Source organism: Streptomyces sp. NPDC030995 (assembly GCF_055571215.1).
The window spans coordinates 403,583-425,864 of the sequence record NZ_JBVIFS010000001.1 but is presented as its reverse complement, the minus strand read 5'-3'; the positions used below and the strand labels follow the sequence as shown (position 1 = coordinate 425,864).

The 22,282-nt window shown below is 66.5% G+C and carries 34 protein-coding genes; 31 read left to right on the top strand and 3 right to left on the bottom strand.

Annotation, left to right across the window (positions count from 1 at the left end):
- The first annotated feature begins 19 nt into the window (after positions 1-19).
- From ACZ45T_RS02115 to ACZ45T_RS02095, 5 genes are all read left to right on the top strand, one after another.
- Positions 20-2,191, top strand: a complete 2,172-nt coding sequence (locus ACZ45T_RS02115; protein WP_468436489.1) for a siphovirus ReqiPepy6 Gp37-like family protein — start codon at positions 20-22, stop codon at positions 2,189-2,191.
- Between the two features lie 73 nt (positions 2,192-2,264).
- Complete coding sequence (locus ACZ45T_RS02110; RefSeq protein WP_468436487.1) at positions 2,265-3,521, top strand: tail fiber domain-containing protein; 1,257 nt, start codon at positions 2,265-2,267, stop codon at positions 3,519-3,521.
- The gene (locus ACZ45T_RS02105) at positions 3,518-3,868 is read left to right on the top strand and encodes a DUF2746 domain-containing protein (protein ID WP_399452074.1); all 351 of its coding nucleotides are present in this window, start codon (positions 3,518-3,520) and stop codon (positions 3,866-3,868) included. The genes ACZ45T_RS02110 and ACZ45T_RS02105 overlap by 4 nt, the downstream gene beginning before the upstream one ends.
- The gene (locus ACZ45T_RS02100; RefSeq protein ID WP_468436485.1) at positions 3,843-4,697 is read left to right on the top strand and encodes a peptidoglycan-binding protein; all 855 of its coding nucleotides are present in this window, start codon (positions 3,843-3,845) and stop codon (positions 4,695-4,697) included. The genes ACZ45T_RS02105 and ACZ45T_RS02100 overlap by 26 nt, the downstream gene beginning before the upstream one ends.
- Entirely contained in the window at positions 4,697-4,915 is a 219-nt protein-coding gene (locus ACZ45T_RS02095) for a DUF7439 family protein (RefSeq protein ID WP_468436483.1), read from the top strand. The genes ACZ45T_RS02100 and ACZ45T_RS02095 overlap by 1 nt, the downstream gene beginning before the upstream one ends.
- A 52-nt stretch (positions 4,916-4,967) precedes the next feature.
- Here ACZ45T_RS02095 and ACZ45T_RS02090 read toward each other — a convergent pair whose 3' ends face one another.
- The 3 genes from ACZ45T_RS02090 to ACZ45T_RS02080 form a co-directional block, all read right to left on the bottom strand.
- Positions 4,968-5,357, bottom strand: a complete 390-nt coding sequence (locus tag ACZ45T_RS02090; protein ID WP_468436481.1) for a hypothetical protein — start codon at positions 5,355-5,357, stop codon at positions 4,968-4,970.
- A 74-nt stretch (positions 5,358-5,431) separates the two neighbouring features.
- Entirely contained in the window at positions 5,432-6,121 is a 690-nt protein-coding gene (locus tag ACZ45T_RS02085) for a hypothetical protein (protein WP_468436479.1), read from the bottom strand.
- Between the two features lie 50 nt (positions 6,122-6,171).
- Positions 6,172-7,143: a hypothetical protein gene (locus ACZ45T_RS02080; RefSeq protein ID WP_468436477.1), complete on the bottom strand. Its 972-nt coding sequence runs from the start codon at positions 7,141-7,143 to the stop codon at positions 6,172-6,174.
- A gap of 239 nt (positions 7,144-7,382) precedes the next feature.
- On the opposite strand from ACZ45T_RS02080, the gene ACZ45T_RS02075 reads away from it, so the two are divergent.
- From ACZ45T_RS02075 to ACZ45T_RS01950, 26 genes are all read left to right on the top strand, one after another.
- Positions 7,383-7,847, top strand: a complete 465-nt coding sequence (locus tag ACZ45T_RS02075) for a hypothetical protein (protein WP_468436475.1) — start codon at positions 7,383-7,385, stop codon at positions 7,845-7,847.
- 391 nt (positions 7,848-8,238) lie between these two features.
- Positions 8,239-8,511 (top strand): hypothetical protein, encoded by a 273-nt coding sequence (locus ACZ45T_RS02070; RefSeq protein WP_412076914.1) that lies wholly within the window; start codon positions 8,239-8,241, stop codon positions 8,509-8,511.
- Positions 8,508-9,428, top strand: coding sequence for a hypothetical protein (locus ACZ45T_RS02065; RefSeq protein WP_468436472.1), 921 nt, complete (start codon positions 8,508-8,510; stop codon positions 9,426-9,428). The genes ACZ45T_RS02070 and ACZ45T_RS02065 overlap by 4 nt, the downstream gene beginning before the upstream one ends.
- 56 nt (positions 9,429-9,484) lie before the next feature.
- Complete coding sequence (locus tag ACZ45T_RS02060; RefSeq protein ID WP_468436470.1) at positions 9,485-9,976, top strand: hypothetical protein; 492 nt, start codon at positions 9,485-9,487, stop codon at positions 9,974-9,976.
- Between the two features lie 115 nt (positions 9,977-10,091).
- Positions 10,092-10,529: a hypothetical protein gene (locus ACZ45T_RS02055; protein ID WP_468436468.1), complete on the top strand. Its 438-nt coding sequence runs from the start codon at positions 10,092-10,094 to the stop codon at positions 10,527-10,529.
- Positions 10,530-10,628: 99 nt separating this feature from the next.
- Positions 10,629-11,501 (top strand): AAA family ATPase, encoded by an 873-nt coding sequence (locus tag ACZ45T_RS02050; protein ID WP_468436466.1) that lies wholly within the window; start codon positions 10,629-10,631, stop codon positions 11,499-11,501.
- 3 nt (positions 11,502-11,504) lie between these two features.
- Positions 11,505-11,879: a hypothetical protein gene (locus ACZ45T_RS02045; RefSeq protein WP_468436464.1), complete on the top strand. Its 375-nt coding sequence runs from the start codon at positions 11,505-11,507 to the stop codon at positions 11,877-11,879.
- Positions 11,876-12,028, top strand: a complete 153-nt coding sequence (locus ACZ45T_RS02040; protein ID WP_468436463.1) for a hypothetical protein — start codon at positions 11,876-11,878, stop codon at positions 12,026-12,028. The genes ACZ45T_RS02045 and ACZ45T_RS02040 overlap by 4 nt, the downstream gene beginning before the upstream one ends.
- The gene (locus ACZ45T_RS02035; RefSeq protein WP_468436461.1) at positions 12,025-12,438 is read left to right on the top strand and encodes a CHC2 zinc finger domain-containing protein; all 414 of its coding nucleotides are present in this window, start codon (positions 12,025-12,027) and stop codon (positions 12,436-12,438) included. Before ACZ45T_RS02040 ends, ACZ45T_RS02035 begins: the two co-directional genes overlap by 4 nt.
- Positions 12,320-12,937 carry a toprim domain-containing protein gene (locus ACZ45T_RS02030; RefSeq protein WP_468437005.1) on the top strand — a complete coding sequence of 206 codons (618 nt, stop codon included), beginning with the start codon at positions 12,320-12,322 and terminating at the stop codon, positions 12,935-12,937. The genes ACZ45T_RS02035 and ACZ45T_RS02030 overlap by 119 nt, the downstream gene beginning before the upstream one ends.
- Positions 12,934-13,284, top strand: a complete 351-nt coding sequence (locus tag ACZ45T_RS02025; RefSeq protein WP_468436459.1) for a hypothetical protein — start codon at positions 12,934-12,936, stop codon at positions 13,282-13,284. The genes ACZ45T_RS02030 and ACZ45T_RS02025 overlap by 4 nt, the downstream gene beginning before the upstream one ends.
- Entirely contained in the window at positions 13,281-13,487 is a 207-nt protein-coding gene (locus ACZ45T_RS02020; protein WP_383651841.1) for a hypothetical protein, read from the top strand. Before ACZ45T_RS02025 ends, ACZ45T_RS02020 begins: the two co-directional genes overlap by 4 nt.
- Positions 13,488-13,490: 3 nt before the next feature.
- A complete protein-coding gene (locus ACZ45T_RS02015) occupies positions 13,491-14,684 on the top strand; it encodes a hypothetical protein (protein WP_468436457.1) in 1,194 nt (397 codons plus the stop codon).
- The gene (locus ACZ45T_RS02010) at positions 14,681-15,004 is read left to right on the top strand and encodes a hypothetical protein (protein ID WP_468436455.1); all 324 of its coding nucleotides are present in this window, start codon (positions 14,681-14,683) and stop codon (positions 15,002-15,004) included. Before ACZ45T_RS02015 ends, ACZ45T_RS02010 begins: the two co-directional genes overlap by 4 nt.
- Positions 15,001-15,384: a hypothetical protein gene (locus ACZ45T_RS02005; RefSeq protein WP_468436453.1), complete on the top strand. Its 384-nt coding sequence runs from the start codon at positions 15,001-15,003 to the stop codon at positions 15,382-15,384. The genes ACZ45T_RS02010 and ACZ45T_RS02005 overlap by 4 nt, the downstream gene beginning before the upstream one ends.
- Positions 15,381-15,791, top strand: coding sequence for a hypothetical protein (locus ACZ45T_RS02000; RefSeq protein ID WP_468436451.1), 411 nt, complete (start codon positions 15,381-15,383; stop codon positions 15,789-15,791). The genes ACZ45T_RS02005 and ACZ45T_RS02000 overlap by 4 nt, the downstream gene beginning before the upstream one ends.
- Positions 15,792-15,884: 93 nt before the next feature.
- Complete coding sequence (locus tag ACZ45T_RS01995; protein WP_468436449.1) at positions 15,885-16,160, top strand: hypothetical protein; 276 nt, start codon at positions 15,885-15,887, stop codon at positions 16,158-16,160.
- 223 nt (positions 16,161-16,383) lie between these two features.
- Positions 16,384-16,653 carry a hypothetical protein gene (locus ACZ45T_RS01990; protein WP_468436447.1) on the top strand — a complete coding sequence of 90 codons (270 nt, stop codon included), beginning with the start codon at positions 16,384-16,386 and terminating at the stop codon, positions 16,651-16,653.
- On the top strand, positions 16,631-17,143 hold the full coding sequence (locus ACZ45T_RS01985) for a DUF6879 family protein (RefSeq protein ID WP_468436445.1): 513 nt from the start codon (positions 16,631-16,633) through the stop codon (positions 17,141-17,143). Before ACZ45T_RS01990 ends, ACZ45T_RS01985 begins: the two co-directional genes overlap by 23 nt.
- Before the next feature lie 28 nt (positions 17,144-17,171).
- Positions 17,172-18,017 (top strand): helix-turn-helix domain-containing protein, encoded by an 846-nt coding sequence (locus ACZ45T_RS01980; RefSeq protein ID WP_468436443.1) that lies wholly within the window; start codon positions 17,172-17,174, stop codon positions 18,015-18,017.
- A gap of 91 nt (positions 18,018-18,108) precedes the next feature.
- Positions 18,109-18,492 carry a hypothetical protein gene (locus ACZ45T_RS01975; RefSeq protein WP_468436441.1) on the top strand — a complete coding sequence of 128 codons (384 nt, stop codon included), beginning with the start codon at positions 18,109-18,111 and terminating at the stop codon, positions 18,490-18,492.
- A complete protein-coding gene (locus ACZ45T_RS01970; RefSeq protein ID WP_468436439.1) occupies positions 18,489-19,031 on the top strand; it encodes an NUDIX domain-containing protein in 543 nt (180 codons plus the stop codon). The genes ACZ45T_RS01975 and ACZ45T_RS01970 overlap by 4 nt, the downstream gene beginning before the upstream one ends.
- A gap of 384 nt (positions 19,032-19,415) precedes the next feature.
- Entirely contained in the window at positions 19,416-20,216 is an 801-nt protein-coding gene (gene dapF, locus ACZ45T_RS01965; RefSeq protein ID WP_468436437.1) for a diaminopimelate epimerase, read from the top strand.
- Positions 20,213-21,304, top strand: coding sequence for a D-alanine--D-alanine ligase family protein (locus ACZ45T_RS01960; RefSeq protein WP_468436435.1), 1,092 nt, complete (start codon positions 20,213-20,215; stop codon positions 21,302-21,304). Before dapF ends, ACZ45T_RS01960 begins: the two co-directional genes overlap by 4 nt.
- A gap of 37 nt (positions 21,305-21,341) precedes the next feature.
- Complete coding sequence (locus ACZ45T_RS01955; RefSeq protein WP_468436433.1) at positions 21,342-21,866, top strand: C39 family peptidase; 525 nt, start codon at positions 21,342-21,344, stop codon at positions 21,864-21,866.
- Positions 21,866-22,207, top strand: a complete 342-nt coding sequence (locus ACZ45T_RS01950; protein WP_468436431.1) for a glutamate ligase domain-containing protein — start codon at positions 21,866-21,868, stop codon at positions 22,205-22,207. The genes ACZ45T_RS01955 and ACZ45T_RS01950 overlap by 1 nt, the downstream gene beginning before the upstream one ends.
- Positions 22,208-22,282 lie beyond the last annotated feature (75 nt).

Sequence of the window (22,282 nt, the reverse complement as noted above, 5' to 3'; positions counted from 1 at the left end):
AGAGGATCTCCTCGTCGAGGTGCGCGACAAGACCCTGACGCGCGTCGGCGCAATCCCCGCCGACCTTCTGACGATGGACGCGGAAGACGTACACAACAACGTCGGCACGTGGAAGCTCAGCATCAACGCCGAGCACCCACTCGCCTCCTTCCTCGCGACGCCGGGTGCCGGCATCATCGTCACCGGCCCCAGTGACGTTCTGTTCTCGGGGCCGGTGACCAAGACGGAGAACGCTGCCACGGCAACGGACCCGCTCGGCACACTGAAGGTCGAGGGCGTAGACGACACGATCATCCTCTCGGACATGCTGGCGTGGCCCGACCCGTCCAACGGAAACGCGGCCAGCCAGAACTTTGCCTACGACGAACGGGTCGGCCCTGCCGAGACGCTCATGCACGCGTACGTGAACGCGAACTGCGGCCCTTCGGCTCCCGCAAACCGGCGCCGGACCGGCCTGGTCATGGGCGTCAACGGCGCGCGCGGTGCGGAGGTCACCAAAGCCGCCCGCTTCCAGCAGCTAGGCGAGCTATGCAAGGAGCTGGCCGAGCCTGCGGGCCTCGGCTTCCGTGTAGTGCAGCGCGGCGCGAACCTGGTCTTCGAGACACACGCGGTGCAGGACCGCACCAAGGAGGCCCGGCTCGGCGTCGTGAACTCCACACTCGCAGGCCAGCGGGTGAGCATCTCGACCCCACTGAAGACCCGGATCATTGTCGGCGGCGACGGCGACGGATCGAACAGGCTCTTCGTCCCCGTCGACAACGCGGACTCGATCGCCTCCGAGGCTGACTGGGGACGACGGATCGAATCGTTCATCGACGAGCGCTCCTCGAAAGATACGGCCGAGCTGACTCAGAAGGGCACCGAAGCCCTCGCCGATGGAGGCAAGACGGTCACCGCGGCCCAAGCCGTCCCCATGGAAGACAGCGCCCTGGATTTCGGAAGGGACTGGTTCCTCGGCGACCAGGTGTCCGTCATCGCCGGCACCTCAGAGATGGCGGCCGTGGTCACTGGCATGGTCCTGAAGGTCGACTCGGACGGCTACCGGCTCGGCGCCACCCTGGGCGACCCCACGCCGCTCAATCCGGCGAGGGCCGACGCGAAGGCAGCCAAGGAACTGGAATCCCGCGTCTCCTCCCTGGAACGAACGGCAGAAGCCACACCTGCCGGAGCGCGAGAAGTACCGGCAGGCACCCTGACCCAGTCAAGCGTCACAGACGCTTATCCCGAACGCGCGAGCGTCATGTACCTCACGGCAGCGGACGCCACCGCTGGAGGATGGGATTTCGGCGGCAAGTACGGCTTCGTCACCACCCGCCGCCAGGCCAACGGCGACGCCTACCAGACGTGGAGCCGCGTGCACGCAGCCGCGACAACCCACGAGGAATGGGTGCGCGGCGGCAACCGGTCCTCGGGCTGGAGTGCCTGGCGGCAGGTCGGGTTCGACAACCTCTTGATGCCGGCGGACTTCACCTCAGCCTCGCTGCCGAGCGCCTACCCCTTTGGCATATCGACGCTCACCATGAGCGAGGCGCAGGCGATTGCCGGCGGCTGGGCGTTCGGCTCGGGCGGCAAGTACGGCGTCGTACGCACCGTCCATCCCGTGGGCTCCTCCTTCGCGCACCAGACGTGGCTTCGGTTGAGTCCCACGGTCACGGAGGAGTGGACCCGCTCGGGCAACGACGCCGCAGGCTGGACGACGTGGCGCACCTCCGCTCACAACGAGAAGTCCGCGAAGGGCGTCGTCTCCATCCAGAATCTCGGGATCACGGCCTACGTTGGCGACGCGGCAACCGTTGTCTACACGCAGCAGTTCACCGCTGAAGCGGGCCGGTGCTACAAGGTCGCCGTCAGGATTGCGTCCGTCGACACAGACAACACAGGCGACAACGCCAGCGCGACCATCCGCTACGCGAAGCAGGGCGCGTATACGTGCGTCCGCTGGGCCGCCGGCACAACGGTCAGCACAACAAGCTCCCTCGCAGGCGACGTGTACAGCACGACGTACGACGACGACTCGAACACATCGAGCGGCCTCGACTTCACCTGCTACATCAACAACCCGCCAGCCGGACCGCTGACGGTTGGCGTCACGCTCAATACCCGCCGTGCCGCTGCGACGTACGGAATGGTCCGCTACCTGCCGGGCTCCCTGTCGACGCTCGTCGTCGAAGATGCGGGCGCGGCACTCTAAGGAGTCTCTCCCTTTGGCAATCACGTCCTACCCCTTCGACGGCCAGGCCGTCACCGAGACCCAGTTCTCCCAGATGTTCCGTGAGTTCCAGGACTCCGGCGTCGTCACTTCTCTCGGCGCCAATGGATTTTCCGTGAACGCCTCCACGGGCATGACGCTCACCGTAGGGTCGGGCCTCGCCTTCCTCCGGGGCCACATGGTGCAGTCGACGGCGACGGAGAACGTGACCATCGCGGCGGCCAGCGCCCAGGTCCGCGTCGATCGTGTAGTCCTGAAGCTGGACCCGGCCACCAACTCGATCACCCTCGCAGTGAAGGCCGGCACCGCGGGTTCGACCACTCCCCCGGCCCTGATTCAGACCGATACCGGCGTCTACGAGATGGCTCTCGCTTCGGTGACGGTCGGGGCAAGCGTCACCTCGATCACGTCCGGGGACATCACCGCCACCCGCCCCTTCGTGGGCCACCGAGTCGGCGCGTGGATCACCGCCACCCGCCCCACGTCCCCACGACTGGGACAGCTCGGCTACAACAACTCAACCGACGCCTGGGAGTACTGGAGCGGATCCGCGTGGGCGCCCCTCTTTTCGACAGTGGATTGGGCGAACCTGTCCGGCAAGCCCGCGACATTCACGCCGTCTACCCACTCGCACACCTGGTCTCAGATCAGCGACCGGCCGTCGACTATGACCCCGACTGCGCACACCCATGACTGGGCCCAGGTCACGGGCAAGCCGACGAGTTTCGCCCCCACCGCGCACAAGCACCCGTGGGGGGACATCACCGGAACGCCCGCGACGTATCCGCCTGCTGGCCACGCACACAGTTGGTCGGACATCTCAGGGAAGCCCAGCCAGTTTCAGCCCGTTGACCACTGGCACAACCAGTACCTCGACTCCGGCGGCACAATTCACCGCGCGAACGGTTCGGACCGCCCGCACTCCTACACCGCTACCGGCTCCACCTGGTACGCCGTATGGGTCGACGGCAACCACAACTTCTGCCGCAACACCAGCGCACGCCGCTTCAAGGAAAACATCCGGGACATCGACATCGACCCGGACGCGGTTCTGTCCCTGCGCCCGCGCATCTACGACCGCAAGCCCACCGTGAACGACGAGGGCAAGACGATCGAGGGGCGCCGGGACGAATTCGGCCTGATTGCCGAAGAGGTCGACGAGACACTTCCCGAGATCGTCGTCCGCGACGAGACGGGACAGATCGACAGTGTGCGCTACGACCTGATCGGGGTCGCGCTCCTGTCCGTCGTGCAGGACCAGGCCGAGCGCATCGAGCGCCTGGAGCAGCTCGTCAGGGACATGTCCCGATGAGTTTTGACCCCGCCGTCCAAGTCGCAATCGTCTCCGCCGGCGGCATGGTCACCGCGGCATTGGTCGGCGTCCTGGTCGAGCTGGTACGGCGCCAGGGGACAGCCCTTGCAGAGGTGCGTCAGCACACCCAGGAAGCCCGTGACCAGGTTTCCAACACGCACAGCACAAACCTTCGAGACGACCTGGACAAGGTCATCGCAGGACTCGACCGTGTCCTCGAAGGACAGGTCCGCCACAGCCGGGACATCCGGGATTTGCGCGCCGATCTGTCCCACGAGCGCAGCGAACGCCTTGCCGTGTCCGAGCGCCTCGACCACCACCTTGCGTCAGCCCCCGAAACCGGCTGACCCACAAATCTCCCTCGCAGGCCCCCTCCCGATCCGGGACGGGGCCTTTTTCATACCCACAGGAGTAACCCTGAGCATCAACATTGTTTCCCGTGCGTCCTGGGGCGCGAAGCCGTGGAACGGCTCCCCCACCTACGTTGCGTTTTCCCAGCGCACCGAGTACTTCATCCACTACGACGGCGCCGACGCCGTTAGTCGGACTGGCTCCGCGGTTCCGCAGGCGATCGAGCGGACCCACCGTAACCAGGGCTGGGCGGGCATCGGCTACAACTTCGTCATCGACCAGAACGGCGTCGTGTACGAGGGTCGCGGCTGGACCCTCCAGGGTGCCCACTGTCCCGGGCACAACGTGAGCGGCTTCGGTGTCCAGATCGCTATCGGCGGCGACCAGTCCCCCTCGGATGCGGCCCTCCGTTCGGCCCGAGCCCTGTACGACGAGGCGTGCCGGCGTACCGGCCGGACTCTGCTCAAGCGCGGTCACCGTGACGGCATCGCGACCGCGTGCCCCGGGCCGAAGCTCTACGCGTGGGTGCAGGCGGGCATGCCCGTCAGCGGCACTGGTGGCGACGGCGGGAACAGCACTCCGTTCCCGGGCCGAGGTGCGTTCGTCCTGGGCAAGACCCACCCGGCCGTCACCGTTCTCGGTCAGCGCCTGGTCGCCCACGGCTTCGGCCGCTTCTACAAGGAGGGCCCCGGCCCTCGCTTCACCGAGGTCGACCGCTCGGCCACGGCAAGTTTTCAGCGGGCGCAGGGCTGGAGCGGTTCCGACGCGGACGGATACCCGGGCCCGTCTACCTGGTCCCGCCTGATGGCTCCGGCAGGCCGCTGATGAGCAAGATGCTGATGCCCGGCTCCAAGCCGATCACGCTTACGAGCCTGCTGCCTGTCCGCTACCGCTCGCGAGCCGGGGCCTTCCTGGCAGCCCTCGGCGTCGCTGTGTCCGTCGCGGCCATCATCTACGCCGACAAGCCCGAGGTTGCCGTCATCGTCCAGATCGCAACCGCCCTCGGCCTGGTTGAGGCCCCGGCGCCGGAAGACGCCGAGTGAAACAAGCCCCCCTGCTGGTCCTCACGGACTGGCAGGGGGGCTCTTCGTCGTATCAGGGCTGGTCGGCCTTGGCGGCCTTCATGGCCTCGATCTCGTCCATCGTCATGACGGGCGTCTTCGAGCGCCGCGCCGCAGGCCGGGCGGGCTTGCCGCGCACCGCCGCCTTCTTCGGAACTGGCTTGCTCGCCGGCAACCGTTCAGGCCCCTTCGCGGCCTTGGCCGCCGCGAGGATTGCCACCCTCGCCCGCTCGACAGGTGCCAGCTCTGGGGGCCCCTGGACGGCAAGGTCGTCCCCGAAGAGGTCACGTAGCGGTGCGGCGTCCTCGTCGCACAGGTCGCGTTCGCGGGGCTCGCTGCCCGCGAGAGCCAGGGTGTAGCGGGTTGTGGGGCGGTCCTTGCTCTTGCACTGGTCGCATAGGCGCACGGTGATCGTCAGTTCCATTTAGGTGCCCCTCGCGCAACGTGACTCTGTTTGCGCTAATTGTCGCTCATTGCCGGGGCAGGGGACCGAGGGTGTCAGAGGGAGCCGGATTCGAGCCTCTGGAGGTAGCGGCTGCCCGTACGCCGGTCCCGCCCCATGATCTGAGCCAGAGCCGGGCCGGTGACCTCTTTCTGCTGCTCCTTGAGCTTGGCGACGGCCTCGCGGATCTCCGCGATGCTCGGGGTCGGACGGCCGGGTCGGCGCCGAGAGCGGGCCTTGGCCACCTCGTCGACCGGCAGCTCCTCGCCGTCAAGCGTCGTCTGCACGGGCACGGCCTCCTGGTCCTGGTGCTTCTCGGCCTCGACTACCGCCGAAGCTTCCGCCGGCACGGCCCTGGTGGCGCGGATGATCATGTGGGCAACGTGTCCGGCGACGATGCCCGGAACGGTGGAGACGGCCGCCGTGAGCGCCATGGACGAATGCATGTACCCGGCGGCTATCCAGTGGGCAACGATCTGTCCGACGACGGTCATGGCCAGGGCGCCGACAGCGCCGACGACGGCGGTTCCGCGGCCCTTCTCGCCCTTCTTTCGGGTCTCGACGAACCAGACGGCGAAGCAGGCGTAGACGCTCATGCAGACCGGCATTCCCGCTGCCGTCCACGCGCCCCATCCGGCTGTGCGGGCGAGCTGATACTCGCCCGGGGCGGACATCGCGAGGGCAACGGCGAGGACCAGGCCGCCGAGGACGTAGGCGTACCAGGGCATGCGGGCAGGCTGAGACATGGGGGTGCCTTTCGAGGGCGCTACGAGGTGAGGGAGGACTGCGGGAGCCGTCAGGCGTGGGACGGGCGGGCCATGGCCGCGCGGGCCTGGGCGGCACCTCGGCGGTAGTTGGCGACGAAGGTGTTCTCGTCAGGCCGTGCCTGGTCCGCTTCCTGGGGTGCGGCGAGCAGGTCGCGGGCGAAGTCGCCCAGCTCGATGCCTGCGCAGACGCCGCAGATGCCGGAGTCCTGGCCTGCGGGCAGGAGTCGGCCACAGCCGCTCGTCGCGCAGTCCGTGTAAGTACGCCAGTGACGCTTGGCCTCGGGCCGCTTGCGGTCGAGGCGGTCCTCGATCAGCTTCGAGGCGCTGTACAGCTTCCGGGGCAGGCCCTGTGTCACGGCGTCGGTGATCTCGGCGATGGTCGCACCACGGTCCAGCCAGTCAGCGAGGGACGGAACCAGCTTCGCGACCTGGCGCTCGGTGAGCCTGAGCCGGGGATCGAGCGCGGCGAAGCGCCGGAGGAGGCGGGCGGCCTCCTTCTGCTGCTTGCCGTCTTTCGGGCTCTCGCCCTCCCTTTCCGTGCCGGCGCCCGGTTCAGCCTGCGCGGGCTCCTCCTCGGCGGGAGGGTTGGGAGGGTTCTTTCGCCCGTACTTAGAAGAGTCCTTTTCCCCGTTAGGGGACGTGCCCGCTGTGCCGGTGGCCGAAGGGCTGGTGACCGGGCGGGTGGGAACCGGGGATGAAGCCAGGTTCGGCAGCTCGTACACATCCACGGACGAGACGATCTGGTTGGACTCCTCGTCGCGGCTGGTCTTCGTCACCCAGTACCCGAACTCCCTCAGCTCGGCCACGGCCTTCGCAACCGCGGAACGTCCTTGCGGGTAGCCATCAGAGAGCGTGCGGACGTTCTCCTTGACCCCGTTGGGCAGAGAGAGGACGAGAGCGAGGATGCCGCGCGCCGTGTGGCTGATACGCGGGTCCTGGATCGCCTTGTTGGCGATGATCAAGAAGTCCCGCTCATGCGTCGGGATACGATGGATCTGCATGGGGAGTGCTAGCTCCTGATGCCGGACCCCGGGGTGTTACCAGCACTCGCGGGGTCGCCTATTTAGCTGCACCTCTGACCAGGCACTTTGCGTGCCCGGCCGAACGATGATCAGCCTCGTTGTCGGGTTCAGCTTGACATGATCGCCACTCGTTGGTCAATCTTTACTCGTAGAACAAGACTCAGGGCTGTCCTGAGGGATGCGAGCAGACCGCGTAACCGAGACCCGAAGGGGGAGCCGTGCCCGCTTCCAAGATCGTCGACGAGCAAGAGGTCATCGACTGGATCCTTGACGGCAAGACGTACACGGAGATCCAGAGGATCTACCTGGAGAAGTACCACATCGAGACCACCATTCCGATGTGGTCCCGCTTCCGCGCCCGGCGAGGACTCGATACACGCAATGTGCGCGATGACGCCCTGACGCCCTGGAAGGTCAAGGACGAGCACCGGCACCAGTACCCGCCGATCATGCTCCGCTTCGAGGCGCGGCTAAGGGAGGAGACCCAGGCCCGCGAGCGCGGCGAGGAGCCCAAGCGCCCCCTGAGTGAGCGCGACCGGAAGCGCCTTGCCTCCTGGAAGCAGTCCCTGAAGACGGACGAGCATGACCTCGTCGTCCACTACGACCCGGACACCGAGCAAGGGTTCTTCCTGGTTCCGCGGAGGCCCGAAGACAAGGACCTCATCCGCGAGCCCGGCGCGTAGTAGTTCATCAGCCAACCCCTCAGACGGACCGGAAACCAACCTCGCTCAGACTTTACACCCGAACACTCGAACGCGCATTCGAACAGGGGCGGCCCCTCCGCACAGGGCGCCACCTCCCTCGCGTTCGAGCGCGCTCGCGCAACCATCCCCCGCCGGGACCGGAGGGGGGTTTTCCGTATGCCCGCTGACCTGCGCCTTTGTCGATCTTGAACGTGATCCAAATTGTCAGCGCCAGGTGCAACCATTGCCTACGGTCATGGGTCTGACTTGTCACCATCTGCTCGCGCGCAGCGATGGACCCTGTCGTTTTAAGCCAGTTGACACGGCAACAACCGGCCAAGTAGAAACGGACAGGGTGGTTCAATGTTTACACCAGGGGGGCTTTACGTTCATGATCAGTTTCGACGCGGTGCACCTTCCGCAAGGCACGTTCCTCACCGGCGATCCCGCCGCGTGGGACTGTGCCCTGATCGTGCGGCCGGAGACCCCGGCCAGCGACATGCGGGCGGCGTTCACTGCGGTCCGGCTGGCCGGGATGGAGCCGATCCCAGCCGCCGAGCATGAGCCCGAACTCCTGCCAGACGGAACGGTGCGATGGTGGCTCGTTCCGGTGGATGCGGAGGACCCCTTCACCGAAGACCAGCAAGAGGAGATCAACGCTTGAGGATTGTCGACCTCGTCCAGGCGCCCACCGTCCCCCGTGACGGCTGGGACCGGCCGCTTGTGGTTCCGAAGTCCGGGGGCAAGCCCGCTCCCCTTACCCGCACGACGACGTACATCGACTGCATCGAGGACAAGACCGCCCTGTCCGGATGGAAGTCGCGCATGACCCTGGTCGGGGCTGCGCGGCGCCCGTCCATGCTGGACGTGGTCAACCAGCTCGACCCTGAAGTCCCCGACGACAAGCGCCGGCTGAACGCCCTGACCGAGCAGGCCATGGAGATCGCCGGGGCCCACGCCAAGCGGGAAAAGGGTACGCACCTGCACACCCTGTCCGAGTTTGTGGACCGCGGCGAGCCGCTGCCCGCAGGCACCACCGTGGGCGATCAGCGCGACATGGCTGCCTACCTGGGCGCCACCGTCGAGTTCGACGTGAAGGCAGTGGAGAAGTTCGTCGTCGTACCCGAGCTGGGCACAGGCGGCACGTTCGACCGGCTCCTCCAGTACGCAGGGCCGGGCCCGGACGGCAAGCCGATCGAAGGTGACTTCATCGGCGACGTGAAGACCGGCAGCATCCAGTACGGCGGCCTCAAGATGGCGACGCAACTCGCTGTCTACTCGCGCGGCGAGCTATACGACTACAGCCGCTTCCCCGTGGACCCCACGGACAAGAAGGCGTTCGCCGCGTGGAAGAAGCGGGAGGTGCCGGCGGAAGAGGCAGCGCAGGCGTACAACGCCCTGCCTGGCGTGTCGCAGAAGTGGGGCATCATCATCCATCTGCCCTCAGGCTCGGCCCAGTGCACCTTGCACTGGGTGGACCTCGAAATCGGCTGGGCCGCCGCCAAGCTCGCCCGCGAGATCCGCGCCATGCGCGGCACGAAGGGCGCGATGCGCCCCTGGGTGACCGGCCTCACAAAATAGCCAGGTGCTAACCGCCGGCACGCGTGTTAAGTTTGACCCAAGAAAGAGGGAGTGAAGTGAAGGCAGATCAGGCAGAACTCGTAACGTCCTTCCCGGACGGATCTATCGGCATCACCATCAAGTACGGCAAGAGCTACGAGGACACATGGGCAGTCTTCCGTGGCTCCGTGAGGCAGGTCCGCGAGCTGCTCTGCGACTATTTCGGGTTCGAATGTAAAGATGTAACATCCCTCTCGCTGAGTGACCTCGTCGTCAACGCAACGAGCCTCGCCCACGGCAAGGGAAACATCGCCTCGATCCTCGACGCCCGGATCATTCCGGACGACACCGCAACCGCGGCGCCGGCAGACGATCCGTGGGCGGCTGCCTCGGCCGCCCCCTCCCAGCCCCAGACCGACAGCGGTTCCACCTGGATTCTCGGCGAGATCGAGAAGCAGACCAGCGTGGCCGACCTCCAGAAGCTGTGGGCGGCGAACCAGACTCACTTCGCCGACCCCTCCGTGATGACCGCATACAAGGCGCGTGGTCGGGCTCTGAAGACCGGGTGAGCCCGATGCCCGTCATCGTCCTCTGCCTTGTCCTGGCCCTCTCCGCGCCGAGCGCGGTCATCACTCCCAGGCTCTACGAGCCCACCCCCTATTTCCGAACTGAAGGAGAACCCGAGTGCCCCTGAACCTCGTCGAGATCGCGACCGCTGGCGGCGGCTGGCTCAAGCCCGCAGATGTGAAGGACGCCCCCGCCCTGCTGATCGAGGTCAACTCCTACGAGGCCCAGCGCCCCACCCCGAACGGGCCGAAGGACTCGGCCCTGTGCACGGTGACCGTCTTCAAGGACCGCGCCGCCCTCGACGCCCTCACCCCCGAGATCAACAAGGGGATGCGCATCGAGCAGACCCTCCTCGCCCGCGACCTCGCCCCGCTCGTGGGCCGCGCGACCATCGTCACCCTCGACCAGATCCCGCCCAAGCGGCCTGGCGCCTACCCGGCCTGGGTCTGGCGGCCGGTAGCGGACGCGGGCGTGCGACAGGCGGTCATCAAGTACGCCGAGGAGCGCGAGGCTGCTGTCGAAGCGGCCGTCGCAGAGGCCCCGGACTTCGACTGATCTACCTGAGGGGCCGGGGGCCGGCAACGAGGCTGGCCCCCGTCCCCAGGGCCCTCGGGCCCCTGCCTTTCCCGTACCGCCGACAGAGAGGAGACAGCAGTGCTAACCCCGGCCAGATCGCTCGCGCTGCACGCCGAGTCCGGCAAGGAGCTGCCCAGGATCGAGGCGTTCGACGCCCTGTACGCCATGGGGTGCCGTCCACGGCACGGCGAGGTCATCATGATCGCGGGCCGCTCAGGCACCCAGAAAAGCGGATTCGCCTTGTACTGGGCCGCGATGATGAATTTGCCGACGCTGTACTTCAGCGCGGACATGTCCCCCTTCACGGCAAGCTCGCGCCTGGCGTCGATGGCGTCCGGCGACACCACGGAGATGGTCGAGGCCGGGATGGCTGCGGGCGGACGGCACCGCCAGGAGTACCTGTCTGCACTTGCAGGGTCGAACATCACCTTCGCCTTCGGATCGCCGATCACCTGGAAGAGCATCGACGAAGAGCTGGAGGCGTTCGTGGAGCTTTGGGACGCCTATCCGCAGCTCTTCGTCTTCGACAACTTGATGGATTTCGACTCCGCCGAGAGCGATTACACCGAGCAGATGGCCGTGATGAGTGGCCTGACCGAACTGGCTCGCGCAACCGGTGCGACGGTCATGGTCCTGCATCACGCCTCCGATAAGTCGTGGGAGGCCAAGAGCGATCCATGGGCCCCGCCATCCCGTGATCAAGTCAAGGGCGGATTGTCGGAGAAACCGGAGCTTTCGCTCTCCGTGGCACTGGACCCGAATTCGCATGAGTACCGGGTCGCGGTAATCAAGCAGAGGATGGGCCCCTGCGATCCCACGGCCAAGAGGTACGCGTCGATGCGCTGCCACCCCGAGGTGACGCGCTTCTCGAAGCTCGAACGACTCGCCCCCGTTGCCGCGCCGGCACAGCACTGGTCCCCGACTGCCATCCTTCAGAAGCAGGGAGTGTAAAGATTGACCACAATCGCTGAGCGAAATCGCGCCAACCGGCGCAAGGGCGCCGCCTGGGAGACGGAACTCCTCGCGGGGCTGCGGTCTGCCGGCGAGGACGCTGAACGGCTGCGGCTGACCGGCGCCGAGGATGAGGGAGACCTCGTCATCCGCGAGGACGGCGGCGTGTTCACGGTCATCGAGACGAAGAACGCCCGCTTCGAACCGGGGCCTTTCCTCGACGAGGCCGCGCGCGAGCGGCTCAACTTCGCCAAGCACCGCGGGCTCGACCCCCACCAGGTGGACTCGATCGTCGTCGTCAAGCGCCGGGGAAAGAGCTGGCGCAGCGCCTTCGTGCTGACCACGGTCGAGGCGTACTTCGGACTGGACGCCGTGTGATCACGGTGACGTTCGAGGAGGAAGCCGAACGTGCTCGGCTGATATCCGAGCTGGCCCGGTTCGAGCTGAGCACTGCTGCGGGCCAGGGCCTCGACGAGCTCGGCTACGACGACCACAAGGGCTGGTTCGTCGGGAGGCGGGTGCCGTGAGGTTCGGCCGGATCGACAACGACGACCAGGAGCACGAGAAGCCGACACTCGAATCGGTCCTCCATCACTACGGCGTCGACTTCAACGACCAGCGCGCAACGGGCATGGCCGAGTGCCTGTTCCACGACGACCAGACGCCGTCCTTCTCCTGGAATACCGACCGACAGCTCTGGAAGTGCCATTCCTGCGGAAAGGGTGGCGACTCATTCACTTTGATCATGGAAAAGGAAGGCACAGATTTTGTCGGAGCGCGAGCCCTTGCGGCCTCTCTCTCCCTCGCAACGCGAGATGCTGGAGGAAGCGACCGCGACCTATCAGGCAGCGCTTACGGCGGACGCCGCGCGGTATCTCCTCGGCCGGGGAATCGGCCGCGAGCAGGCAGCTACGTACCGGCTTGGCGTCGTGGGTGACCGCCCGTTCCCGGGCCACGAGAAGTACAGGGGAATGCTCGCCATTCCCTACCTCGACCGCAGCAATGATCCGCTGACCGTCCGCTTTCGCTGCCTGCAAGAGCACGACCACCGCGCTTTCGGGCACGGCAAGTACAACACCATCAAGGACGATCCGCCACGAATGTACGGCGTTGGCTCCGTCCACAAGGCCGACAGCATTATCGAGGTCACCGAGGGCGAACTCGACCGGATCATCCTGGAGAAGCTCGGACTGCACGCGGTCGCGATTCCCGGCGCCTCCATCTGGCAGGGACGCCACAGGCGGATGCTCGCAGGCTTCAACAGGGTCCGTGTCTGGGGTGATCCCGACGATGCCGGCGCGGATTTCACCGCCCGGATCTGCCGGGCCCTCCGCTCCGCGAAGGGGATGCGGCTGAGTGCGGGCGACGTGACCGATACCTACGTGCAGCAGGGCCCCGAAGCCCTGCTCAGCCTAATCAAGGAGGACGAACAGTGACCCAGACCCCAGTGAAGAAGACCCCCGGCCGCAAGGCCGACCCACTGACCTCCGTCTTGGCGGAGATCCGCGCGGGGGCCCGAGCGACCCCGGACCTGCCCGCTCACCTGGTCGGCGGCAAGTACCCGGAACGCGGAGTCGACAACTACCGCCAGCGCGGGGCGGACTGGGCGGAGATCAACCGCGCCCGCGAGAGCCGGGGCCGTCTCGGCGTTGATGGCCTGGCCGTACAGGTCGCCTTTGCAGCGTTCGGTGGACGCACCCCGGCAGAGGTCCGCGAGGGCCTGGTCCAGCTTGCCTCGCTCGCCGTGGCCGCCATCGAGCAGATCGACCGCGGTGAGCAGTGAGCGAGCCCCTGCCGGGCAGTCCCGGCCCGACACTCACCCGCCTGTACGAGGAGCTGGAACCCGACGTACGGGAAACCGTTCTCGTCCGACTGCTGGACGGCTCCTCGGCTGAGCGCCTCGCCCTGGTCCTGCGCCGGCACGGGCACGCCGTGAGCGCGTCCACCATCCGCACGTACCGCCGATCCCTTCGTGATGGAGTGTAAAGTTTGAACCAGACGGAACTGTTGAACGACCTGCTTGCGACACCAGCCGCACCGGCCATTGCCGCACGGCAGACCGACCCCGAAAGGGACTTCACCCGTCAGATAGAGGTCACTGGCGACGCGGCCGAGGTGACCGTCCGGGGCCCCGAGGGCATCGACCCGGAGTCCACGGCTGCCGACGTACTCCGCTCGCACCAGCTCGACCCCACCGAGTGGGAGGTCACCGGCTTCCGGTCGAGCGAGTGGACCATGGCCAACGGTGAGCCGGGCGTCTCCGCCCGCTTCTCCTTCGGCCGCCGCAAGGTGTCGGCTGTAGTCGAGCGGCCGGACATCGACGAGCTTCTCGCCCTCTTCGACCAGGCACCCGGCTACGTCCAGGAGGACGTGAAGGGCGAGTTCACGTTCATCGTCGCCTTGGGCGACATGCAGCTCGGCAAAATCGACGGCGACGGGTACGCGGGCACGCTCACGCGGGCAATGCACTGCATCGATCGGGCGGTTGCCCTCCTCGCGGAGTACCAGAGCCGCTTCGACATTGAGCACGTCCACCTTGCCTGGCTCGGGGATCACATCGAAGGCTTCGTCTCGCAGGGCGGCGCGAACGTGTGGCGCACACAGCTCACCCTCACGGAACAGATCCGCCTCACCCGCCGACTGATGGCCCACGCGATCATCCGGTTCGCCCCGATGGCCAGCCGGCTGACGGTCGTTGCCGTACCCGGCAACCACGGAGAGGCAGTGAGGCCGGGCGGCAAGGGCGTGACCCGCTACGACGACAGCCACGACACAGACGCCCTGATTTCGGTCAGTGAGGCCCTGGCTCTGGCGGGCGAGGAATTCGCCCACGTCGAGGTGTACGTGCCCGAGACGGACGAGCTGACGGTCGTCGTCGACTGCGCGGGAACGGTCGTCGCCCACGCCCACGGCCACCAGTGGCGGCCCGGCAAGCACTTCGAGTGGTGGCGGGGCCAAGCCTTCGACAAGACGAGCGCGATGCACACCGCCGATCTCCTGCTCGCTGGACACCTGCATCACGAGTTCGTCGATACAGACGGTCCGCGGACCTTCATCCAGGTGCCGGCGATGGAGTCCGAGTCGACCTGGTGGCGGCACCTGAAGGGCACGCGCGGAGCGCCGGGCCTGATGGTCATGGTCACGAAGGACGGGGCCGTGCCGGTCAAGGAGGTGATCCGATGACGGCCTCAGCAGACTGGCGGGTCCTCGACCTGCCCGCTGTCGTGGCTCTCGCGGGCCGCGCCGCCCGCCGAATCGCGGACGGCTACGAGGACACGCTGACGATGGAGTACGAGGACGCCCGACAGGAAGCGCTCATCATCCTGGCGACGAAGCCCGGCATGGTGAACGAATGCCTGTCCGACCCTGCTCTCGGCCTCGGCGTGCTCTACCACCGCTTGGTCTTGGACCTGGTCGACCGAGTGAAGACCGTGGCCAAGTACCGCATCCGCCACACCTCCTACGAAGCGGCCTGCGAGGCTGCCGAGCGGGGGCGCGTGTGAGCGGATATGAGCGACGGCTCGTCGAGCACCTGCTTCCAGCCGTGTGGGACATGGAAGCGGCGTACGGCATCCGCAGCGCGCAGGCCCCGGACTCGGACATGCCAAAGGGCACCATCGACAAGAGGGCAGCGGGAACGCTGTTCGCCCACCTTGCCGATATCCGACAGGGCTGGAAGGCCGCGCCTCTTTCCCTGGCTGAGAAGCGGGCGCTGTTCATGCGCTTTGCGCTCGACTGGGACGACCTGCGGATCGCGGCCCGCGAAGGGGTCACCGACCGAGCGATTCGCTATCGCCTTGAACGCGGGGTCGGCAAACTCGCCGCCCATCTCAATGGCACCAACTACATCGACAGCTACGACGAACTGGAGGTCGCAGCGTGAGCGAACCCTCGTCCGAGAGCCCGGCCGAGGAGCCCCAGGCCCCCGCGGAACCGCCCCCCGGCATGAACCCGGAGGACTTCGAGTTCTGGGATGACGCAACCCTGACCTTCTACGAGCGCCATACAGACGGTTCGGTGATTGCTCGGCCCTACTCGGTCAACGAAGTTGCCCAGCACAAGGAGGAGCTGGCCCTCGACGGCCTATACGGCGAGGCCGGGTTCGCGATCGGCTACCTCGACGAGCGAATCGACCTGAGCCTCGCCTACCTGGCCCTGCCCGCACCGACCGCCGAGGAGACGGCAGCGCAGATACAGCTACTATCCGACCTTTCGGCCTACAGCGCCGGCACCCTGAAGCGGATCATCAAGGTACTGGCCGTCATGCTGAACAAGCCGCTCCGGCCCTGACCGATCCACCTGTACGCGTAACCACCTTAAGTCGCAGGCTAGTTGGGGCCCCCGAGGGGGCCCTTCTGGCGTTTCCGCAGGTAGAATGCCTGCATGACCTTCAAGATGACCTGGGCGCTGGCCTCCGAGCACGTAGACCAGTGGACCGGTGACGACTTCGCCGAGGCTGCGTCAGTGCTGGACCGAGAGGTCGGCGCCACCGTCTTGGCAAGCGGCATGAATGAGAGCGCCCAGGCACACTTCCGCGAGGCGTTCGTCGCCCCGGCCCTAGAAGGGGTAGCAAGCGCCGGCAAGGATGCTGTCGAGACTGGACGCGCCTGGGACCACGCGGCCGGTCCTCTACTCGTCGTCCTGGCCCCGGCCGCTTGACGAAGCTCATGGGGCGCGGGGACGCCGGGCAGCAAGGTCAGCCAGCGATGGCATCCGGCCACTGCCGGGTAGCTGTGGCTGGCCCACTCCTCGTCACCTTGATCCCTGGCGCGTAGGTTCGCCACATCAAGTGCTGGCAAGTTTGGGCAAGTTCCTCGCACTCCAGGGGGGCCGCAGGCAAGCTCTGGCACGGGAAGCGTAACCGGCGACGGAGGAGGACATCATGGCCCTGCGCATGCTCGGTAAGGACCCGAACAGCCCTGACGGCAACTCGCCCACCATCTACCTGGACGAGGAGACGGACAGGTACCTCGTCCAGGGGTACAAGGTTCTGGACGAGGAGCGGCTCAAGCAGTTGAACCTCCCCGCGCACGAGGGGGCGGTTGAGATTCCCCGCTATATGGTGCAGTTCTTCCTGGAAGCCGACAGGGAGGCAGCCCCCAAGGACGCCGAGCCGGAGGTGAGGAACGTTGACGAGTCCCCCGACGTTTAAGGAGCTGTTCCGCGACTGCCAGCGGACGGCTGTTCACCTGGAAGCCCGCGACGCCTACAGCAAGTCGGACTCGGCCTTCGTAGACTGGAAGGCCGGCAAGTCCATCGACCCTGCCGAGCGCTGGGCCTCCTGGCACGCCATCGTCTCAGAGGCGGTCTCGCGAGGCGTCGAGGTACGTCGGGCCCGCATTGTGTCGACACCCGTGAGCGAGTACATCCGCTTCGAGTATGACGTGACCGAAGGACTCAACGTCGCGGCAGGCGAGCGGGTGCGATGGCTCCCCCGGCGACACGCCTCGGATCTACTTCTTCCCGGGAACGACTTCTGGCTGTTCGACTCCCGCCTGCTATACCTGAATCACTTTAACGGCGAAGGTGAGCCCACAGAGCCCGAGATCACCGAAGACCCGGAGATCACGAAACTCTGCGATTCGGCCTTCGAGGCCGTCTGGAATCGGGCAACGCCGCACGCAGAGTTCACGGCATACTGAGCACTCTGCATAGGACTGTCACGCCAAAATGAAGCCGCCGGCATCTTCGAGCGCGCAGGAAGCCCGTAAGGCGCTCGGGAAACGTCTCGCAGAGATCCGGGAATCAGCCGGACTAACCAAGCGAGCCCTTTCCGTAAGTCTGGGCTGGCATGAATCGAAGGCTTCGCGCTTCGAGAGCGGCACACGCGCGCCCTCGGAGCGCGACCTTCGTGATTGGTGCAGAGTCTGCGCGGCAGACAGCGCGGCAGAGGATCTCGTCAAGACGGCCCGCGGTATCGAGGGCATGTACGTCGAGTGGCACAAGATGGAGGGCAACGGGCTCAAGTGGGCCCAGGAGTCCGCCCTCCCTCTCTGGGAGCGAACGCAGCACTTTCGCTTCTACGCACCGTCGCTCATCCCTGGGCCAGTGCAAACAGCTTCCTACATCAAGGCGTTGTTGACCTCCATCCGTAACCGTCGTGGCTTGATCGACGACGTAGACGCGGCTGTTGAGGTCCGCCTGGAGAAGCAGAAGATCGTCTACACGCCCCGCACGTTCGTCATCCTGCTGGAGGAGAGCGCCCTCTATAACCGCATCGGCGGGACGGACGTGATGGCCGGCCAACTCGGCTACCTGATCAGCGCCATGGCTCTGCCCACGGTGAGCATCGGCATCATCCCCCGAGACATCGACCGCCCGATCATGCCCGTCGAGAGCTTTTTCATGTTCGACGACCACACCGTCAAGGTCGAACTAGTGTCGGCACATCTCACGGTCGTACAGAAGCACGAGCTTGCATTGTATGCGCGGACGTTCACCGAGCTCCACGAACATGCCGTCATCGGCGCCTCTGCGCGTGAACTAATCACACGCGCCATCGAATCTCACGGGTGAACGTCTGGCAAGTTCCGGCACATTCCTGGAGTACTTGCCACCCCCTCTCTAGCTTTATTGGCACGGCATAGGGCGTGCTCCGGAGGGGCCAATGAAGATGGCAAGTACGGGCAAGGCAAGGGAGTTGGACGAAGCATCCGAGGGGAACGACGGGATCAGCGTCGCGGAGATCACTTCGTTGACCGATACCGTTCTCGGATTTCGGCTGGGAACCACGACCCGCACACAGTTGGACGGGTACGTGCCGCGACTTGCCAGGGAGTTGAACGGCCTCCTCGGCAAGGAGTTAGGAACCGAGGAGGACATCGAGGCGCAGGAACTCGTCCGCAAGGCAACCCGGCTGGTTGAACTCTCGGCCCGACCCACCGACGAGACCCCCACGTTCGGCACGTTCTTCTACCTTCGCGATGTCGCCAACCTGACGCGCCGGCTGTTGTGGCTCTACGCGGACCGGAACGGGCTGGATGCGCCGTGAGTGTCAGAGAAGATCAGATCGTCCGCGAGCTGTCCCACTACATCCACGAACACCCCGGCGAGCAGATGGCGCTGTTGCCCGTCTATGACGCGGCCGTTGATCACTCGCGGCATCGGGGCTGCACCCACGACCAGCGCTGCCCGCTCGTGATGGCAGGGGCCGTCGTCGTCGACGAACAGGACCGCGTCCTTTGTCTGCGGCACCAAGGCGCCTTTGCGCTCGCCGAGGCAGAACCCGAGGACCAGGACAACTCTCTCAGTGAGGCAGCCTTGCGCCTTCTGGCCGAGGAGGTGGGCGTCCGGGACGTATGGACAGAGCCCGGCACCGAGGGCCCCTTCCTGGTCGACGTGACGAGGCCGGGGCAGCACGGTTACGGAGGCCGCCTTCGGGTCGGCATGCGCTACCTCTTCCGGGCCCACTCTGGCTCCGTCTTCCCCTCCATGATCGAAACCGGCGCAGCAGCCTGGGTGCCCCTTCCTGAGATCGGCATCCCGTCAGTTCGCAGTCGCGTGGAGCACCACCTGATCGGAACCCGATGAGTCCTCGAAGCCAGCAGATTTCCTACGTTCTCAGTCTCATTGCAATCGGCGGCTCCCTCCTCCTTGGCATCTGGAGGGGCTGATGTACCAGCCCAGGGAGGCAGAGCGACCCTCCGAGCCCCCTCCGCCAGTCGGAACCATGAGGGCTACCAGGACACCGTCTGATGTCCGCATAGGGGACTTCGTCCTTCTCGACGGCAGCTATCAGCGGGTCCGAGACATGCGGGCCGCCGGCACCGCGGCCCACCGCGTTCTGCACTTCACCGGACGTGCCCCGCTGATCATGCGCACGCCCCGGATCGTTTGTCGGCCCATCGCACTCCGCTGAGTGCAGCCCAGTCGGCGTCACAACCCATCTCACGTAACCACGCAAGGAGCTTTGCCATGCGCTTTCGCAAGATCCACGGAGCGGGCAACGACTTCATTCTGTTCACGAACCCCACCCTGGGGGCCGCGACGGACTGGGCTAAGGAAGCAGAACGCCTCTGCGCCAGGCGGACCGGCGTGGGCGCAGACGGCCTGGTCGTCAGTCGTTTCGTCAACGACACCCCCACGGTGCTCGAAGTCGACTGCTTCAACGCGGACGGCTCGACCGCAACGATGTGCGGCAACGCGCTGCGCTGTGCGGCGTGGGCGGCCCAGAGCGATCAAGGCTTCCGCGCGATGCAACTCCGCATGGCAGGCGTCATGCACGAGGCCACCGTCGACACCGACTCCGTGTGGGTCACGGCCGAAGTGGGCATCATCCAGCCCCGCGTCTTGCAGACGATCATCAACGGCAAGCCGACGTGGTTCGACAGTGCGCACACCGGCACGGAACATGTCGTCGCCGTCGTGGAGAACGTGGACGCCATCCACACGGAAGTAGTCGGCCGAGTCGTCCGGCACCACAAGAACGTGGCGCCGCTCGGCACGAACGTCAACTTCGTCCAGCACCTCGGCGGACAGGCACTCAAGATCCGCACCTACGAACGCGGTGTCGAGGCCGAGACGCTCTCCTGCGGCAGCGGAGCCGTCGCGGCCGTCGTCATCGCCACCATGCGCGGCCTCGTCGCCAAGCGCGAGGTCACGGTCCACAACGAGGCCGGTGAGCCTCTCACCGTCCGTCCGCACGTCGACCACCCGAATCGGGCCGCCTGGGTTGGCGGGCCCGTCACCCAAACCTTCGAAGGGGTACTCGCATGACCCTCTTTCTCGACTCCAGCTCGAAGCAGGCGGCACAGAAGGCCGCCGAGGAACTCCGCGAGTGGGGGCAGGGCCGGCAGGGCCTCAGTGTCGCCCTCATCTACGGGCCCGTGTCCGCCGAAGACAGGCTCTACCACTCCAAGTGCCCCGTCGAGCAGCGGTCCGTGACCGCCTTGGGTGAGGCGCTCGAAGAGATCGGCGCGCGGTGGAACGTGCTGGACCCCACCCGGCCCGACTTCATCGAAGACCTGGTCTCGTACGATGTGGCCCTCTCGAACCTGCACGGCCCCTACGGCGAGGACGGCCGCGTTCAGGGCCTGCTCGACTACCTTCGCGTGCCTTACTGCGGCAGCGGGGTCGAAGCATCCGCGGTGGCCGCCAACAAGATTCTCTGCAAGCGGATCATGCTGACCCTCGGCGTCCCGACGCCCGGTTGGCGCATCTGGTCCGGCGGCCCGGTGAACTGGGGCGGCCAGGCCGCCATGGTGAAGCCGCCGTTCGGTGGGTCCAGCGTGGGCATGAGCCTCGTCCGTGACGCGGCCGATCTGCCCCGCGCCCTGGCGGAGGCCGCCGGCGAAAGCGGCGACGAGGTACTCGTCGAGGACTACGTGATCGGCACCCCCGTGACCGTGGGCATGCTGGAACTTCCCGGCGGCTCAGTCATCATCTTCCCGCCCCTGACCACTGAGGCGACCGACGCCGAGTTCTACGACGCCGACACCAAGCTCGACGTGGACTCCAAGGGTGCCGTCTCTGTTCGCGCCGCCGAGCTGGAACCCGTAGCACTGAACCGGATCACCAGGGACGCGCGGACGCTGTGGGACGGGATCGGGCTGCGCGGCTCGGCCCGCATCGACTTCATCGTTACCGAGGATGGCGACGCGTACGTGCTGGAGGTCAACAGCACGCCGGGCATGTCCCGTGACAGCAACTTCGCGGTCGGGGCGGCGATGGTCGGGCTCACGCACACGGATGTCGTACTGGCGATGCTTCACGAGGCCCTGGCTCGACCGCCGTACGATGTTCCCCTGCCCACTCCCGTGTTCTCCAGCACCACGGTGACGCGGGAGGCTGCCGCCTCCCTGTAGGAGCAATGCCGCTGTGCCGCACGTCCACGATGTCCCCATGTGCCGACAGCTCATCGCCCCCGCCGAATGGGATCTACATGGCGGATGGGCACTCGGGGACAGGATCGAATGGTCCAACCGGGCGTGCGGCCTGGCGTCGCTACGAATGATCCTGCTCGCCTACGGCCGTGAAGCGCCGACTGTCACGGAACTCCTCAAGCTCGCGGTCAAGCACGAGGTTCTGACCCCGCGAGGTGCCCTCCACGCCGGCATCGCCAATCTGGCTACCGACCTCGGCGTTCCTTCACGCGCGGAGCCAGTAGCCGCTGGGGAACTGCTCACCCGCCTCGACGAAGCCCCCCTGATCGTGTCGGTGACCGAACAGTTCCCCGACGACGGCCGCGCCGGAGGCCACCTTGTCATTGCGCGCGGCTACGAGGACGGCCCAGACCCGACCATCCTTCTTCGGGACCCGTCCGCCTGGGGGCAGATCAATGACCACGTCCCCCTGAGTCGCCTCGCCCCGTCCTACACGGGGCGTGCGATCACGTTCACCCCCCTGACCCGCAACGGAGAGTCCTAATGACCGAGGCAGAAGGCGGCCGAAGGATCGCCGTACTCGGGGAGATGCTGGAGCTGGGCGACGAAGCGGTCGAAGCTCACCGCGAGGTGGGCCGCATGGCCGCCGAGAACGGTGTTGATCTCGTCGTGGCTGTCGGTGGACACCTCGCGAAGCAACTCGCCCTCGCGGCTGGTGCGGCAGGAGTGCCTGATGTGGCGCTCGTCGCCGACAACGCGACCGCCGCCGCATATGTCGACTCGGTGCTCGCCCCGGGAGACGTCGTGCTGGTGAAGGCTTCGCGAGGGGGAATGCTGTGGCAGGTCGCACAGGCCCTCACTGGGCAGCCCGTCACTGGGCTCTGACGAGCCCCCGCAGCCTTCCTCTCTAATCCGAGCAGCACGAGAGCCCCTGGTCTCATCGCAGACCGGGGGCTCTCG

Coding starts and splice junctions, on each gene's coding strand:
- ACZ45T_RS02070 (WP_412076914.1), top strand. CDS start 8,239: ATGATCAGTTTCGACGCGGTGCACCTTCCGCAAGGCACGTTCCTCACC.
- ACZ45T_RS02010 (WP_468436455.1), top strand. CDS start 14,681: ATGACGGCCTCAGCAGACTGGCGGGTCCTCGACCTGCCCGCTGTCGTG.
- ACZ45T_RS01995 (WP_468436449.1), top strand. CDS start 15,885: ATGACCTTCAAGATGACCTGGGCGCTGGCCTCCGAGCACGTAGACCAG.
- ACZ45T_RS01950 (WP_468436431.1), top strand. CDS start 21,866: ATGACCGAGGCAGAAGGCGGCCGAAGGATCGCCGTACTCGGGGAGATG.
- ACZ45T_RS01980 (WP_468436443.1), top strand. CDS start 17,172: ATGAAGCCGCCGGCATCTTCGAGCGCGCAGGAAGCCCGTAAGGCGCTC.
- ACZ45T_RS01990 (WP_468436447.1), top strand. CDS start 16,384: ATGGCCCTGCGCATGCTCGGTAAGGACCCGAACAGCCCTGACGGCAAC.
- ACZ45T_RS02090 (WP_468436481.1), bottom strand. CDS start 5,357: ATGGAACTGACGATCACCGTGCGCCTATGCGACCAGTGCAAGAGCAAG.
- ACZ45T_RS01955 (WP_468436433.1), top strand. CDS start 21,342: ATGTGCCGACAGCTCATCGCCCCCGCCGAATGGGATCTACATGGCGGA.
- ACZ45T_RS01960 (WP_468436435.1), top strand. CDS start 20,213: ATGACCCTCTTTCTCGACTCCAGCTCGAAGCAGGCGGCACAGAAGGCC.
- ACZ45T_RS02095 (WP_468436483.1), top strand. CDS start 4,697: ATGAGCAAGATGCTGATGCCCGGCTCCAAGCCGATCACGCTTACGAGC.
- ACZ45T_RS02110 (WP_468436487.1), top strand. CDS start 2,265: ATGTTCCGTGAGTTCCAGGACTCCGGCGTCGTCACTTCTCTCGGCGCC.
- ACZ45T_RS02080 (WP_468436477.1), bottom strand. CDS start 7,143: ATGCAGATCCATCGTATCCCGACGCATGAGCGGGACTTCTTGATCATC.
- dapF (WP_468436437.1), top strand. CDS start 19,416: ATGCGCTTTCGCAAGATCCACGGAGCGGGCAACGACTTCATTCTGTTC.
- ACZ45T_RS02085 (WP_468436479.1), bottom strand. CDS start 6,121: ATGTCTCAGCCTGCCCGCATGCCCTGGTACGCCTACGTCCTCGGCGGC.
- ACZ45T_RS02105 (WP_399452074.1), top strand. CDS start 3,518: ATGAGTTTTGACCCCGCCGTCCAAGTCGCAATCGTCTCCGCCGGCGGC.
- ACZ45T_RS01975 (WP_468436441.1), top strand. CDS start 18,109: ATGAAGATGGCAAGTACGGGCAAGGCAAGGGAGTTGGACGAAGCATCC.